This is a genomic window from Methylobacterium sp. 174MFSha1.1 (assembly GCF_900116815.1).
In the GTDB taxonomy this organism is placed as follows: domain Bacteria; phylum Pseudomonadota; class Alphaproteobacteria; order Rhizobiales; family Beijerinckiaceae; genus Methylobacterium.
This window is the reverse complement of sequence record NZ_FPCB01000008.1, coordinates 277,446-292,731: the sequence shown is the minus strand read 5'-3', so window position 1 is coordinate 292,731 and position 15,286 is coordinate 277,446. Positions and strand designations below refer to the sequence as shown.

Below are 15,286 nucleotides of genomic sequence, written 5' to 3'. Positions count from 1 at the left end.
GGCCCAGAGCCCGGATCTGGCGCGCCCAGTGATGGGCGGTGGCGCAGGCCTCCATCGCCACGATGGTGGCGGGGATCTTCTTGAGCGCCGGCAGCAGCTTGTCGCGCGAGACGCGCTCGGTGCTCACCACGGCGCCCTGCGCGTCCTGGGCCTCGAACTGGAAGACGGACTTGGCGATGTCCAGGCCGATGATGCTAATCTGCGTCACGGACGGTCTCCTCGGTTGGGTGTCAGACGACCTCAACCTGGCACTTATGATGCCGGCGGGGGCCGTCCACCCCAACATCCCGGGGCCGCGACAGCGGAACCCGGGATCCATAACCGCTCACGTCTCAAGAAGAGGCGGAAGGCCGGTCACCTTGTCCGGCATCGTCAGCGGCTATGGATCCCGGGTTCTCGGCGTTGCCGAGCCCCGGGATGACCCTGTGAAGTGGGAAGCCGGCTGGCCGTGCCGGAAGGCCGGCCGTTTCATCAGCCTCTGACCGCGGTCGCCTCGATCTCCACCAGGTAGCCGTGGTGCAATTCCGGCACCGGCACCACCGTGCGGGCCGGCCGCGCCTCCCCCAGCATCTCGGCGTAGACCCGGTTGAAGTCCGGCCAGTTCTCGACGCCGACGATGTAGGCGGTCACCCGCAGGATATGCTCCGGCCCGCTGCCCGCCTCCGCCAGGATGGCGAGCAGGCTCGCCAGCGCTTGGCGCACCTGCGCGGCGAAGGGCTGGTCGGCGGTGTGGCTGCCGTCGGGCCGGGCGGCGAGCTGGCCTGAGACGAAGACGAGGTCGCGCCAGGCGGTACCTTGCGCATAGTGCCCGGCCGGCGCTGGCGCGCCGGCGGTGGCGATGCGGGTGATCGATTCGGTCATGGCTCGTCTCCTACCAGCCGTTGATGCGGGGCCATTCCGCCGCGACGCGGCCCGCCCCGTCGAGGACGTGGTAGCGGTCGTGCTGCGCGCCCGTCGCGCAGGCGTGGTTGGGCAGGATGCGGACCTGCGCGCCGATGGACAGGTCCGGCAGCGCGGCGCTCGAGCCCGGCCGCAGGGCCAGGATGCCGTGCTCCTGGTTGGCGTCGCGGACGATCAGGTCGGGATAGGGCCGCCCGGCCGCGTCGCAGACCATGCCGTAGCCCTGGTCGACCGCCTGGCGCGCCGTGCCGCGATCGCGCGACAGCGCCATCCAGCCGGCATCGACGACGATCCAGCCCTTCGCCCGCTGGTGGCCGATCACCATGGCGAGCACCGAGAGGGCGATGTCCTCGACCACGACCGCGCCGACACCGGCCTGGAACAGGTCGCCCAGCATGAACACGCCGGCGCGGACCTCGGTGATGCCGGTGAGGTCGCGGGCGAAACGCGCGGTCGGGGTCGAGCCGACGCTGACCACCGGGCAGGGCAGACCCGCCGCCCGGAAAGACTCGGCCGCCGTCACCGCCGCGACCCGCTCGGCCTCCGCCGCCGCCGCGAGGGCAGCCGGATCGCTCAGGGCGTAGCTGTCGCCGGCATGCAGCAGGACGCCGCGCAGGGCCGCGCCGCCGGCGGTCAGCCGTCGGCCGATCGCCGCCAGGGTGTCGCGGTCGCGCGGCGCGACGCCGGAGCGGTGGCCGTCGGCATCGACCTCGATCAGCACCGGCAGGGCGTCGCCGCTCGTGCGGGCGTGCTCGGCCACGGCCTCGGCCTGCTCGACGCTGTCGAGGATGATCGCGAGGTCGGTGCCGCCGGCCCGGATTTTCGCGACCCGGGGCAGCTTCGCCGGGGTGATGCCGACGGCGTAGATCATGTCGCGCACCCCGCCGGCCGCGAAGTACTCCGCTTCGCGCAAGGTCGAGACCGTCGCCGGGCCCTCGGGCGAGGCCATTGCGATGCGGGCGACGTCGAGGGACTTGGCGGTCTTCAGGTGCGGCCGGAGCGCGACGCCGAGACGGTCCAGATGCGCGCGCATCCGCGCGACGTTCCCGCGCAGGCGCGCCTCGTCGAGGAGGAGGCAGGGGGTCTCCAGGCGTTCCAGGGTCGTCCGGCTCGTCTCGGGCATGGTTTGCTGCGCTCGCCGTGATCGCGTCGTTCCCCGTGGAAGACCACGGAACGGTGGGCAACGCCATTAACGCCGCCTGCCTTCTGCATTAAGATGAAACTTAATGCTCGCGACCGACGACGTCCGCTTCTTCCTCGCCGTGGCCGAGGCGCCCTCCCTCGCCGCCGCGTCGCGGGCTCTCGACGTATCGCCGCCGGCGGTCACGCAGCGCCTGCGCGCCCTCGAGGAGCGGCTCGGCGTGCATCTCGTCGACCGGACCGGGCGCCACCTCGCGCTGACCGACGAGGGCGAATTGCTCGCCGAGCGCGGCCGCGGGATCCTCGCGTCGCTGGCCGAACTCGACGAGGCCCTGGCCGCCCGGCGCGGGCAGGTGGTGGGGCACCTGCGGATCGTGGCGCCCCTCGGCTTCGGCCGCCGCCACGTCGCCCCGGTCGCCGCGGCCTTTCAGGCGGCGCACCCGGAGGTCGCCCTCGACCTGACGCTCTCCGACCGCCTCGGCGGCGTGCCGGCCGGCACCTTCGACCTCGCGATCCATGTCGGTGGGATCGCGCAAGCCGCGCCCGGCCTGATCGCCCGGCGCCTTGCCCCCAACGACCGCGTCGTCTGCGCCGCGCCCGCCTATCTCGCCGCCCACGGCACGCCGGCCGGCCCGGCCGAGTTGCGCGCCCATGCCTGCATCGCGTTGCGCGAGAACGACGAGGACGTCACCCTGTGGCGCTTCCGCCGCGACGGCGCGGAGGCGCGGGTCCGGATCGAGCCGCGCCTGTCCAGCAACGACGGCGAGGTGGTGCGCGGCTGGGCGCTCGCCGGGCGCGGGATCATCCTGCGCTCGGAATGGGACGTCGCCGACGACCTGCGGGCGGGGCGCCTCGTCCGGCTGCTGCCCGCTCACGCCCTGCCCGACGCTCCCGTGACGGCGCTCCTCGGCGCGCCGCGGCGCGCCCGCGCCGCCCGCACCCGGCGCTTCCTCGACGCGCTCGCCGTCGCCCTCGATCCCCCGCCGTGGCGGGCCTGAGCGCGGCCTCACGCGAACGCGATCCGGCCGGCCTCGCCAGCGCCCCAGAGTCCGGGTAACCCGGGACCCATGCCCCGCCTCGCGCCCCTCCTCGCCCTTATCCTCTCCTGCCTCTCGCTCGGCGCCGCCGAGGCGCAGGGCCAGCGCCCCTCGAAATACGCCGATCTCGTCCGGGCCGAGCTGGTGACGCAGGAGAGCGCCGTCGCGCCGGGCGCCACGCTCACCGCCGGCCTGCGGCTGACGATGAAGCCGGGCTGGCACGTCTACTGGCGCAATCCCGGCGATTCCGGCCTGCCGCCGGAGATCGCCTGGTCGCTGCCGGCGGGTTTCTCCGCGGGCGCGATCGCGTGGCCGGCGCCGGAGCGGATCCCGGTCGGCGACCTGATGAATTTCGGCTACGAGGGCGAGGTGCTGCTGACGGTGCCGGTGACGGCGCCCGAGACACTCGGATCCGGGCCGGTCCCGCTCCGGGCCAAGGTCTCCTACCTCGTCTGCGAGCGCGAATGCGTGCCGGGCGAGGCCAGCCTCTCGACGAGCCTGCCGGTGGCGCCCGCCGGGACCAGCCCGCGGCCCGATCCCCGCCACGCCGCCCTGTTCGCGCAAGGGCGCGAGCGGCTGCCGGTCCCGGCGCCCTGGCCGGTCCGGATGGTTCAGGACGGCGCGACGCCGGTCCTGACCGTCGACGCGCCGGAGCTCAAGGCGCGCGACGTCGCGTTCTTCCCCTATTCCGAGACCGCCCTGGAGCACGCCGCGGAGCAGGTCGCAACGAGCGACGCGACGGGCCTGCACCTGCGGCTCCAGCGCAGCAGCCAGGCCGCGCCCGACGCGCCGGCGCCCCGGGCCGACGGGGTGCTGACCTTCACCGAGGAGACCGGATCCGGCCCGGTCCGCCGCGCCTACGCGCTCGGCGACGCGACGCCCGCGCCGGCGAGCGCCGCCCCCGCCACGCCGGTCGCCGCCGCGCCGGTCACGGCCGCCGCACCGGCCGAGGCCGAGGGCCTGTGGCAGGCGGCCCTCCTCGCCTTCCTGGGCGGGCTCCTGCTCAACCTGATGCCCTGCGTCTTCCCGGTCCTGTCGATCAAGGTCCTGAGCCTGGTGCGCCATTCGGGCGAGAGCCCGGGCCGGGTGCGGCTGCACGGCCTCGCCTACGCGGTCGGCGTGCTGGCGACCTTCCTGGGCCTCGCCGGGCTGCTGATCGCGCTGCGGGCCGGCGGCGCGCAGATCGGCTGGGGCTTCCAGCTGCAATCGCCCCTGGTGGTGGCCGGCCTCGCCTACGGGCTGTTCGCGATGGGCCTCAGCCTGTCGGGGGTCTGGCATCTCGGCGGCCGGGCGGCGGCCCTGGGCGACGGCCTGACCCGGCGCGCCGGGCTCGCGGGCTCGTTCTTCACCGGCGTGCTGGCGACGGTGGTCGCCACGCCCTGCACCGCCCCGTTCATGGGCGCGGCGGTCGGCTATGGCCTGACGCAGGGAGCGGCGGTGGCGCTCACCGTCTTCGCGGCGCTCGGCCTCGGCCTCGCCCTCCCCTTCGCCCTGCTGGCGGCCTGGCCGGCGCTCTTGCGCCGCCTGCCGCGGCCCGGCGCCTGGATGGAGACCCTCAAGGGATTGCTGGCCTTCCCGCTCTACCTCACGGTGGCGTGGCTCACCTGGGTGCTGAGCCAGCAGGTCGGCCCGGCCGGGCTGATGGCCGGGCTCACCGGCCTGGTGCTGGTGGGGTTCTGCGCCTGGCTTTCCGCCCGCACCGCGACGGCGGCCGGCCTCGCCCGGCGGGTGGGCCTCGCGGCGCTGATGCTCGGCCTCCTCGGCCTCGCCGGGCTGCTGGTCGCCCTCGACCGGGACCGCGCCGGCCCGGCGGCGGTGGCGAGCGCCGACGGGATCGAGCCGTTTACCCAGGCCCGGCTCGATGCTTTGCTCGCCGAGCGCCGCCCGGTCTTCGTCAACATGACGGCGGCGTGGTGCATCACCTGCCAGGTCAACGACCGCGCGACCCTGCGGGCGGCCTCCGTGCGCGAGGCCTTCAAGGCCCACGACGTCGCCCAGCTCAAGGGCGACTGGACCAACCAGAACCCGGAGATCACCCGGGTGCTGGAGGCGAATGGCCGGTCGGGCGTACCGCTCTACCTGCTCTATGACGGCCGCGGCGGCGTCGCGGTGCTGCCGCAGATCCTCACCGAGGCGACGGTGCGCGACGCGCTGGCGGCCCTGCCGACGGGGACCGGGCCGCGGGCCGCGCTGCCGTAAGAATAGGGTCGACCCATCGGCGAGACTGAAACCCTCCATCGTCATCCCGGGGCCGCGAAGCGGAACCCGGGATCCATAACCGCTGGCGTCGCAAGATGAGGCGGACAGCGTTCCGCTTCGTCCGGTCCCGTCGGCGGTTATGGATCCCGGGTTCTCGCCTGCGGCGAGCCCCGGGATGACATCGAGGGTGTTCATCCCGTCGAGCAGACCAGTTCGGCGGAGCCATTCGGGCTCATCGACCAAGCCGGGGCACCGCAAACCTGCCATGCGGCGGGCGGCCTAAGCCGTTCCGACCTTCCGGCCTATGCTGCAACGCAACAACGAGGACGGCGATGCAGCACACCCTCCACGACACCGCCGGCGCCGCCGCGACCGGGCGGTCCGCGGCCCTGGCCCTCCTGGCGCTCGCCGCCGCCTCCTTCGGCATCGGCACCACCGAATTCGTCATCATGGGGCTCCTGCCCGAGATGGCGGCCGATCTCGGCGTGAGCATCCCGAAGGCGGGCCTGCTGGTCTCCGGCTACGCGCTCAGCGTCACCTTCGGCTCGCCGCTCGTGGCGGTGGCCCTGTCGCGCCTCGACCGGCGGCGGGCGCTGCTGGTGCTGGTCGGCCTGTTCATCCTAGGCAACGCGCTCTGCGCGCTCGCTCCCGATTACCGCCTCCTGATGCTCGCCCGCATCGTCACGGCTCTGTGCCACGGCGCCTTCTTCGGCCTCGGCTCGGTGGTGGCGGCCGATCTCGTGCCGGCGCACCGCAAGGCCAGCGCCATCGCGATCATGTTCACCGGGCTCACCCTCGCCAACGTGCTCGGCGTGCCCTTCGGCACCGCGCTCGGCCACGCTCTCGGCTGGCGGGCGACGTTCTGGGCCGTGGTCGGCATCGGCTTCGTGGCGGCGGCCGCCCTCCTCGCCTGGCTGCCGCGGCACCTCGCCCACGAATCCGGCAGCCTCCTGTCCGAGATGCGGGTCCTGCGCCGGACGCAGGTGGTGCTGGCGATGCTGCTCAGCGTGCTCGCCTCGGCGAGCCTGTTCAGCGTCTTCACCTACGTCGCGCCGCTGCTTTCCGCCACCGCCGGCGCGACCCCGTCGGCGATCACCGGCGTGCTGCTGCTGTTCGGCGTCGGACTGACGCTGGGCAACGTGCTCGGCGGCCGCCTCGGCGACTGGCGGCAGATGCCCTCGGTGATCGGCCTGGGGATCGCGCTGGCCCTCGTGCTCCTGGCGCTGATCCCGGCGAGCGCCGCCCTGATGCCCGCCACCGCGCTCATCGGCCTGTGGGGCATCCTCGCCTTCGCGCTGGTGGCGCCGTTGCAGCTGCGGGTGCTCACCGCCGCCGACGGCGCCCGCAACCTCGCCTCGACGGTGAACCAGGGCGCGTTCAACCTCGGCAACGCGCTCGGCGCCTGGCTCGGCGGCGTCGCGATCACGGTCGGCGTGCCCTACGGCCACCTGCCGGTGATCGGGGCGGCGCTGGCGCTGGCGGTGGCCGGGGTGGGCGTGGTGGCGCACCGGCTCGATCGCTGAAGCGATGCGACGGCCCTGCCCGTGGAAGGGGGGAAGGTTCCGTCCGGACCTCTCGACGACCGCGTGACGGAAAACACCGTCCCACCGCCCGCCGCCGCACAACCCCCTGGCAATGGCCGGCAACCTGTGCTGCATATCCCCGCAAGACAGCCGTGAAGCGCGCCAGGCGTCGCCGGCCGATCGGGGGGGACGCGGTCTCGTCGTGCGCAGGTCCGGAGAGAGCACAGCCACGGCCCGGCCCCGCCTGACGCCCGATCGCCTCGCGGAGCGCGTCGCCGGCCTTGGGGAGGGCGAGCGTCTCGCGGTCGTCGGCCTGACGCGCGACGGCGCCGGCGCGGTGCTGGCGGCACGCGAGATCGGCCGCGCGGTGCTGCTGGTCGCCACCGAGGAGCTGCGGACCGCCCGCGCGGTGATCGACCGCCTGCTCGACGATCTCGCCGACCTGGCGCTCGCCCGCTGGCCGGACTGGCCGGGGCGGGACGGATCGGCGCCCGCATTCTCGGGCCCCTGGCTGAAGGCGGCCGCGACCTTCGCGGCGGCCGGGCGGCCGCCGCGGTTCCGGCGGATGGCGCCGGCGCTCGAATTCGCGCAGCTGCTGCAGGCGGTCGATCCGGGCAGCGTGATCCTGGTGGCGGAGGTCGACCCGGCCTCGCCGGCCCGCGCCGCGCCGGTGATCGAGGCGCTGGAATGGTGCGCCGGCCACGGCGCGGCCTGCGTCGTCGCCCTGCCGGTCGAGCCGCCGGACGCCCCGCCCTACGACCGCATCCTCTACGGCGCCTGCACGATCGGCCGCGCGCCCGAACCGGCGGAGAAGCGCTTCATCCCCGCGCGCTCGCAGGCCCATCACGCCAGCGAGGCCGAGCGGCGGATCGAGGCGGCCCTGGCGAGGGACCCGGAACTGGCCGGGCTGTTTGCCGGCAACGAGATCGTGCGGGTGGCCGGCCACGGCCGGCAGCCGCGGGTCGACCTGGTCTGCCGCGAGCACCGCGTCGTCGTCGAGATCGACGGGCCGGAGCACCAGGCCAGCCCGAAATTCGGCCAGGACCGCCACCGCGACTACGAGCTCATGGTCGCCGGCTACCTCGTGCTGCGCCTCACCAACGATCAGGTCGCCGAGGACCTGCAATTCGCGGTCGAGAAGATCCGCGCCGTCGTCCGGCTGCGCCGCACCCTTCCTTCCCCCGGAGACACGACCCGATGAGCGAGACGCCGACGCCGGCTCAGGCGATGATCCTCTGGCGCCTGCTCGGCCGGCAGGGCACCGCCCTGAACAGCGAGATCGTGCCGAAGAAGCCGGAGCGCGACGCCCTGGTGAAGGCCGGGATGATCACGGTCGAGAAGGAGGGCCGCTCCTCGCGGCTGACCGTGACCGACGGCGGATGGCGTTGGGCCGGCGAGCACCTGCGCGATCCCCTGCCGCCGGCCATGCGGGTGCTCCAGGACTGGCTCATGCGCCTCCACCACCACCTCGACGCGACGGGCGCGACACTGGCCGATTTCGTCGGCTCTGCCCCGGAGCGGGTGGCGCCGGAGCCGAAGCCTCCGAGAGTTCGGAAGACGGCTGATCCGAAACCCAAGGCCGCCCCGAAGACCAAAGCCGCTCCGCGGCCGGAAGTCTCCGCCGCCCCGCCGGATTCGAACCGGCTCCGCGCCCGCATCGAAGAAGCCTACCTCGCCTGCACCGGCGGCCGGAGGGCCGCGCCGGTACGCCTCAGCGCCCTTCGGGCGGCGCTCGCCGACCTCGACCGCGCCGCCGTCGATGCCGGGCTGGCGGCGATCCTGCGCGACGACCCGAGCATCCGGCTCACCCGGATCAGCGACCCAAAGGCCCTCGACGCGGCCGAACGCGCGGCGGCCTTCGCACCGGCCGGCGAGCCCTTCCACGAGATCTGGATCAACGTATGAGCGACGCCCTCGACGCCCTGCGCCGCGTCAACTTCGACTGGGTGCGCACCCTCGACAGCGTCTGGCTCGACGCCGAGCCGACCGGCGCGCCCAACGAGGCCCTGATCCCGGGGATCATCGAGGCGCTCCACGCGCAGACGGCCGGCAGCCGCCCGCGCGGCCGGGTGCTCGTCGGCGACCCAGGCATCGGCAAGACCCACCTCGTCGGCCAGATCCGGCGCGAGGTCTGGCGTTCGCAGGGCTGGTTCGTGCTCCTCGACGTGCTCGGCCTCAGCGATTTCTGGCGCAGCGCGGCATTGAGCTACCTCACCGCCCTGATGCAGCCGATGCCGGACGGGCGGCGCCAGTCCGACGCGGTGCTGGCCGGCGTCGCCCGCCGTTTCAAGGTCGAGGAGCAGGTCGAGCAGGCGTTCAACACGCCCAACATCGACACCCGCAAGATCGTTGACCTCCTCGTCAAGGCCTTGATGCACGTCGACAGCACGCGGGCGCTCAATCACCGTGACGTCTTCAGGGCGCTCTGCCTTCTGCGTTCGCAGGACCTTAACGCCGTCGGCCTCGCCCATGCCTGGCTACAGGGCTACGACGCCGACCCGGCCGCCCGCGCCGCCCTCGGCTTCACCATGCCGCCACCTCCGCCCATCGATCTGGTGCGCGGCATGGCCTGGATCATGGGTCTCAGCGGCCCGACCCTCGTCGCCCTCGACCAGATCGACGGCGTGGTCGATGCAGGCCGCCTGACGCTCGACGACGATTTCGAGGCCGGTCCCGCTCCCACCCTCGCGGAGGTACTGGTGTCGGGGCTGATGCAGCTGCACGACGGTGCCGGCCGCGGTATGACACTGATCACTTGCCTATCGGATTCCTGGCGGAGTTTGCAGGAGCGCGGGTTGAAATCCGCGATGGACCGATTCGAGCAACCGGTGGGCCTGAAAGGCATGAACAAGCCGGCCGCCGCAGCCGCGCTCATCCGCGACAGGCTGGCGCCGGCTTATGCGGAGGCCGGCTTCACGCCGCCCTCCCCGATCTGGCCCTTCAGCGAGGCGGCGATCACGGCCGCGGCCCATGCTGCGATGCGACCGCGCACGCTGCTCATGCGATGCGACGCTTTCCGCCGCGACTGCCTGACGGGCGGGGCCGTTACGATCTGCAACGATCTCACCGATGCGCTGCCCAAGCCCCTAGCCGACAATCCATTTTCTGATTTCGACCTCGACGCCGCCCGCCGCACCGCCGACATCACCGGCATCCTCGACGACGAGGATGCCGGGCTCGGTGAACTCTTGCGCACGGCCTTCGACCTCTACGCCCTGGAGGACGATCCCCACGACGCGATCGACGTGGTGAGCAAGGGCGAGCCGGAGCAGAAGCTGCCGCCGCTGCACGGCCGCCTCACCTTCCTCCACCGCGACGAGAACGACCGCGAGCGCCACGTCTGCTACCGCGCCCTGCTGCAGCCGCACCCGATCGCGTTCCAGGCGCGGTTGCGCGCAGCCCTCACCGCCTCGGGCATCTCGTCGAGGATCCCGGGCCGCGAATTGCTGGTGGTGCGCCGCGGCCCGGTGCCGGCGGGTACCAAGACCGGCACCCTGGTCAGCCGCTTCGTCGCCGCGGGCGGCAAGCTGATCGATCCGTCGGACGACGACCTGCGGACCTTCGTGGCCCTGCGCACCTTGCGCGACGCGGCGGTGCGGGACGGGCAGTCCGACCGGTTCGAGAGCTGGATGCGCACGACGCTGCCGGTGCGCGGGACCGGGTTCTTCCGCCAGATCGGCCTGTCGGGCGACGGCGCGGAGCCGGGGAGGCGCGGTCGTGCCCCCCTGCCGCCGCTGCCGCCCCGCCAGCCCCGGAGGGAGATCGATCCGCCGACCGGGGATCCGGAACTGGCGTCAGTCCAGGTCGAGCCCGCGAATCCTCCGTACCGGCCGGCCGGCGCGGAGCCGGCCATGCGGGTCGAGGCCATGCACGTCGAAGCCATGAGCGTCGAGGCCGCGCGGGCGCGCCGCGCCGTGCCCGCCCACGCCATCGAGACGGTGACGCGGATCGCCGATACGCTGCCCGCCGGGCCCACCGCTCCCCCGCAGGCCCAAGCCCCCGAGCGCCCGGCCCCCGAGCCGCGAGCCGAACCCGTGCCCGACGCCATCCCGGTCGGCCACCGCCTCACCCCCGACGCGCCGCCCGTCGCGCTGCCGCTGCGGCTCCTGCCGCGCCACACCGCGATCATCGCGGGGTCCGGCTCGGGCAAGACCGTGCTGCTGCGGCGCCTGGTCGAGGAGGCGGCGCTCGCCGGCATCCCGGCGATCGTGGTCGATCCCAACAACGACCTGTCGCGCCTCGGCGATCCGTGGCCGGAGCGGCCGGAAAAATTCACGCCAGAGGACGACCGCAAGGCGGCCGCTTACGCCGAGCGGGTCGAGGTGGTGGTGTGGACGCCCGGCGTCCATGCCGGCAATCCACTCTTCCTCTCGGTGATGCCGGATCTGGCCGCGAGCGACGACCGCGACGAGCGCGCCCAGGCGATCGAGATGGCGACCGAGACCCTGGGACCGCTCGCCGGCGCCACCAGGACTCTCCAGCGCGGCGTGCTCGCCGACGCGCTCCGGGCCTTCGCCGCCCGCGGCGGCGGCACCCTCGCCGCCTTCACCGGCCTGCTCGCCGACCTGCCGGACGGCACCAGCCAGATCGGCAGGGCGCAGACCCTCGCCGCCGCCATGGCGGACCAGCTGCTGGCCGCCGTCGCCACCAACCCGCTGCTGCGGGTCGAAGGCGCGGTGCTCGACCCCGCCCGGCTGTTCTTCGGTCCGGACCGCCGTCGCACCCGGATCTCGGTCGTCAACCTGTCGGGTCTCGCCTCGGACGCGGCGCGGGAGGATTTCGTCAACCGGCTGCAGATGGCGCTGTTCGGCTGGATCAAGCAGAACCCGTCGCCGCGAGGCCTGCTCTACGTCGTGGACGAGGCGCAGACCTTCCTGCCCTCGGGCCGCACGCCGCCGAGCCTCGGCAGCGGCATCAAGCTGGTGGCGCAGGGGCGCAAATACGGCCTCGGGATGATCGTGGCGACGCAGGTGCCCAAGGGCATCCACAACCAGGTCGTGTCGAACTGCACGACGCAGTTCTTCGGCCGCCAGAGCGCGCCGGCGACCATCGCGGCCGCCCAGGAGATCATGGCGGCGAGCGGCGGGGCGGCGTCCGATCTCGGCCGGCTCGGCGCGGGCGAGTTCTACTTCGCCACCGAGGGCTCGGGGAAACCGGCCAAGCTGCGCACGCCGCTCTGCCTCAGCCACCACCCGGCCAACCCGCCGGCGCCCCACGAGGTCGTCGCCCGGGCCCGGCGCTCGGCCGGCCCGGAGCGCTGAGCCGGCCTGCTTAACCGTGACATCGCGGCGGACCGGCTTCAGGTCCGCCGCCGGGTCTTCTATGTCTGCGGTTCATCGTCTCGACCGCACCCCGCATGGATGCCGCCGATCTCAGGTCCTCGTCCGACGTCTTCCTGCACATCATCGAGGAATCCGGCTTCGCGGGGGGCTGGCACTGGGTCTTCGCCACGGGCGAGCAACGCTGGTCGCCGGGCTTCTTCCGGCTGCTCGGGCTCGATCCCGCCGCCATCGCCGCGAGCTACGACCTCTTCCTCGACCTCGTGCATCCCGAGGACCGGTCGCGGCTCGCCACCCCGGGCGATGCCCTGCAGGGCCATGTCGCCCCGACGGCGCTCCTGCGGCTGATCCGGCCGAGCGGCGAGCTGCGCGTCCTGTCCATCCTGTCGGAGATCCGGGTCTCGCCGGAGGGACGGCCGCTCGCGCTGAGCGGGGTCGCCCTCGACGTCACCGACCGCGAGCGGCTGAAGCGGCTCCACGCCGCCGAGCAGCGCCGGCGCCAGGCGCTCTACCTGACCTCCTACGCCACGACCTATTCCATGGGGATCGACCTCCTGCACCAGTTCCCCGCCGAGATGGCGCGGGTGCACGGGCCGTCCCTGCACGAGATCAATGTCGATCCGTTCGTCATGATCGTGCCCGAGGAGCGCGAGGCTTTTCGCGATCGGGCCTGGGACCAGCACGACCGCCGGCTGCACTTCCAGGGCAGGTCGCATGAGCGCCTGGCCAACGGCGAGCTGTGGCAGTTCCGCATCGTCGGGGTCCCGCTCTGGGACGAGGCCGGGCGCTATCTCGGCCGGGCCGGGGTGAAGTACCCGATCCACGAGTCCGGCGCGCCGGTCCGCGAAGCGGGCGCACCGCGCGATCCCCGGCTCACGCAGGCTCTCGAGCAGGCGGTGCGGGGCCATCACCTGCGGGCGGCGCGCGGGTTGCTCGACTGGTCGATGATGCGGCTCGCCGAGGCGAGCGGGCTGTCGCTCTCGACCGTGCGGCGCCTCGAGGCCAATGCCGAGGCCCCGGGCGCCCGCTCCCGCCACAAGGCCGTGGCGGCCCTGCGGGCGGGCGGGGTCCGCTTCGTCACCCTCGACGACGGCACGCTCGCGGTGGCGAAGTTCTGACGGATGCTCGGTCGGACGAGCCGCGCGGACGATGCCGCGCGGCTCGAGGGTCATGGTCTCTCTCCCAAGGACGGGCGGCGCCGCGCCGCCCATCCCCGTCTTCGTCAGCGGGCGCGGTTGGCCGGGCTCGTCGCCGCGGCGTTGCCGCCGCTGTGGCTCGGCAGGTCGTCGGTGCGGGCGGCGGCGCCCGGCGCCGTCACGGTGCCGGTGGTCAGGTCGCGCTCCGGCATGCGCTTCTCGGCGTTGCTCTTCACGCTGCCGGGATTGTTCATGTTGCCCTCGGCCGAGCCGGGCATGCCGGTCTGCGCCGCGGCGGCGCCGGTGAGGGCGAGCGTGGCGGCGAGCGCGAGCAGGGTCGTACGCATGGGGTGTTCCTTCTCCGAGGGATCGTGCGGCGGCAACGCGCGACGGCCCGGCCAAGCTCCCCCGGAATCCACTGCACCAAAGACTTGCCGCTGCCGACCTATGTTCCTATTTTGTTCTCATCGCTGGATGGAACACGGGAGAATGCGATGCAGCAGGTACCGGAGCGCGACGAGGATCCGGGCGAGACCGCGCGCATCGAGCAGGCGGCCTGGACCGCCGCGATGATCGAGGCCGAGCGCGAGCGCGCCCTCGACGCCTGGCTCGCGCGCGAGGCGGGCCTCTGACGACGACGAGTCTTTGAAACGGACGTCCCTGCGCGTTTGCGCGGCGGAGGCCGCCCTGATTTTCCGCAGATCAGGCTCTTGCGTCCCGGCCCAAGCCAAGTATCGTTCGCCTACGAACGAGTTTGCATCCTGGTGACGACAAGTCGCTCCGGGATGGGCCGGAGGTTCGCGCCATGTCGACCCGCGACGAGACGATTCGTCCCCTGTCCCGCCGTACGCTCCTCGGCGGACTCGCCGCGGCCCCGTTGGGCCTCTCAGCCTCCCGGGCGATGGCGCAGGGCCAGGGACACGGGACTGGGCCGATCCGGATCGGCGAGCTGAACTCCTACGGCCGCATGGCGGCCTTCGCGGTGCCCTACCGCAATGCCATGCAGCTCGCGCAGGACGCCGTCAACAAGGCTGGCGGCATCAAGGCGCTCGGCGGCCGGCCGATCGAGATCGTGTTCCGCGACGACGGCTCGACGCCGGGCGACGCCACGCGGGTCGCCGAGGAGCTGCTGACGCGCGAGAACGTCGCGTTCCTGTGCGGCACCTTCCTGTCGAACGTCGGCCTCGCGGTGGCGGATTTCGCCAACCAGCGCAAGGCGCTGTTCCTCGCCACCGAGCCGCTCACCGACGCGCTGACGATGGGCAGCGGCAACCGCTACACCTTCCGGGTGCGGCCCAACACCTACATGCAGACCCGGATGCTGGTCGACGCGGTCAAGGACAGCGGCGTCAAGCGCTGGGCGATCGTGGCGCCGAACTACGAGTACGGCCAGTCGGCCGCCGCCAACTTCAAGAAGCTGATGGCCGCCGCCGTGCCGGGCTTCGAGGTGGTGGGCGAGCAGTTCCCGGCTCTGGGCAAGGTCGATGCCGGCGCCACCGTCGGCGCCCTGTCGCAGATGAAGGCCGACGGCCTGTTCAACGTGCTGTTCGGCGCCGACCTCACCGCCTTCGTGCGCGAGGGCAACACCCGCGGCCTGTTCGAGAAGCGCAAGGTCGCGAGCCTGCTCACCGGCGAGCCGGAATACATGATCCCGCTGGGCGACGAGACGCCGGAGGGCTGGGTCACCACCGGCTACCCCTGGGAGACGATCGACACCAACGGCCACAAGGAGTTCGTAGCCGCCTACCGGGCCCGGTTCAACGACACGCCACGCCTCGGCTCGCTCCTCGGCTACGTCGTCGTCGGCATGATCCGCGACATGCTGGAGAAGGCGAAGTCCACCGAGACCGAGGCGATGATCTCCGCCCTCGAGGGCCTGACCTCCCAGACCATCGCCGGCCCGGTGACGATGCGGGCGCTCGACCACCAATCGACCCTCGGGGCCTGGATCGGCGAGACCGCGCTCAACGGGCGCCAGGGCACCATGAAGAAGGTTCGCTACGCCGACGGGGCCGACTACATGTTCCCCGAGGCCGAGGTGAAGGCGGCCCGCAAGGCCTGACCCCTCGACG

At 73.1% G+C, this 15,286-nt stretch carries 12 protein-coding genes and 1 pseudogene; 9 read left to right on the top strand and 4 right to left on the bottom strand.

Annotated features, from left to right (window positions below):
• The 3 genes and pseudogenes from BM430_RS07695 to BM430_RS07685 form a co-directional block, all read right to left on the bottom strand.
• Positions 1-208, bottom strand: a pseudogene (locus BM430_RS07695) (IS110 family transposase); the annotation flags it as partial.
• A 263-nt stretch (positions 209-471) separates the two neighbouring features.
• Positions 472-861, bottom strand: coding sequence for a RidA family protein (locus BM430_RS07690; RefSeq protein ID WP_093566653.1), 390 nt, complete (start codon positions 859-861; stop codon positions 472-474).
• 10 nt (positions 862-871) lie between these two features.
• Positions 872-2,023 (bottom strand): DSD1 family PLP-dependent enzyme, encoded by a 1,152-nt coding sequence (locus BM430_RS07685; protein WP_093566652.1) that lies wholly within the window; start codon positions 2,021-2,023, stop codon positions 872-874.
• 103 nt (positions 2,024-2,126) lie between these two features.
• Here BM430_RS07685 and BM430_RS07680 point away from each other — a divergent pair, with 103 nt between their 5' ends.
• The 7 genes from BM430_RS07680 (at position 2,127) to BM430_RS07650 (ending at position 13,196) form a co-directional block, all read left to right on the top strand.
• On the top strand, positions 2,127-3,038 hold the full coding sequence (locus BM430_RS07680) for a LysR family transcriptional regulator (RefSeq protein ID WP_093566651.1): 912 nt from the start codon (positions 2,127-2,129) through the stop codon (positions 3,036-3,038).
• A gap of 69 nt (positions 3,039-3,107) precedes the next feature.
• Positions 3,108-5,276: a protein-disulfide reductase DsbD family protein gene (locus tag BM430_RS07675; RefSeq protein WP_093566650.1), complete on the top strand. Its 2,169-nt coding sequence runs from the start codon at positions 3,108-3,110 to the stop codon at positions 5,274-5,276.
• Positions 5,277-5,608: 332 nt separating this feature from the next.
• Positions 5,609-6,799, top strand: coding sequence for an MFS transporter (locus tag BM430_RS07670; RefSeq protein ID WP_093566649.1), 1,191 nt, complete (start codon positions 5,609-5,611; stop codon positions 6,797-6,799).
• Positions 6,800-7,001: 202 nt separating this feature from the next.
• On the top strand, positions 7,002-8,000 hold the full coding sequence (locus BM430_RS07665) for an endonuclease domain-containing protein (RefSeq protein ID WP_244539366.1): 999 nt from the start codon (positions 7,002-7,004) through the stop codon (positions 7,998-8,000).
• Positions 7,997-8,704 carry a hypothetical protein gene (locus BM430_RS07660; protein WP_093566647.1) on the top strand — a complete coding sequence of 236 codons (708 nt, stop codon included), beginning with the start codon at positions 7,997-7,999 and terminating at the stop codon, positions 8,702-8,704. Before BM430_RS07665 ends, BM430_RS07660 begins: the two co-directional genes overlap by 4 nt.
• The gene (locus BM430_RS07655; protein WP_093566646.1) at positions 8,701-12,060 is read left to right on the top strand and encodes an ATP-binding protein; all 3,360 of its coding nucleotides are present in this window, start codon (positions 8,701-8,703) and stop codon (positions 12,058-12,060) included. The genes BM430_RS07660 and BM430_RS07655 overlap by 4 nt, the downstream gene beginning before the upstream one ends.
• Before the next feature lie 95 nt (positions 12,061-12,155).
• Positions 12,156-13,196 (top strand): PAS domain-containing protein, encoded by a 1,041-nt coding sequence (locus BM430_RS07650; protein ID WP_093566645.1) that lies wholly within the window; start codon positions 12,156-12,158, stop codon positions 13,194-13,196.
• A 104-nt stretch (positions 13,197-13,300) separates the two neighbouring features.
• Here the strand turns inward: BM430_RS07650 and BM430_RS07645 are convergent, their stop codons facing one another.
• The gene (locus BM430_RS07645; RefSeq protein WP_093566644.1) at positions 13,301-13,561 is read right to left on the bottom strand and encodes a hypothetical protein; all 261 of its coding nucleotides are present in this window, start codon (positions 13,559-13,561) and stop codon (positions 13,301-13,303) included.
• Between the two features lie 147 nt (positions 13,562-13,708).
• On the opposite strand from BM430_RS07645, the gene BM430_RS34610 reads away from it, so the two are divergent.
• Together BM430_RS34610 and BM430_RS07640 are read left to right on the top strand one after the other, a co-directional pair.
• The gene (locus BM430_RS34610; protein WP_177302970.1) at positions 13,709-13,846 is read left to right on the top strand and encodes a hypothetical protein; all 138 of its coding nucleotides are present in this window, start codon (positions 13,709-13,711) and stop codon (positions 13,844-13,846) included.
• Between the two features lie 173 nt (positions 13,847-14,019).
• Positions 14,020-15,276, top strand: coding sequence for an ABC transporter substrate-binding protein (locus tag BM430_RS07640; RefSeq protein WP_093566643.1), 1,257 nt, complete (start codon positions 14,020-14,022; stop codon positions 15,274-15,276).
• Positions 15,277-15,286 lie beyond the last annotated feature (10 nt).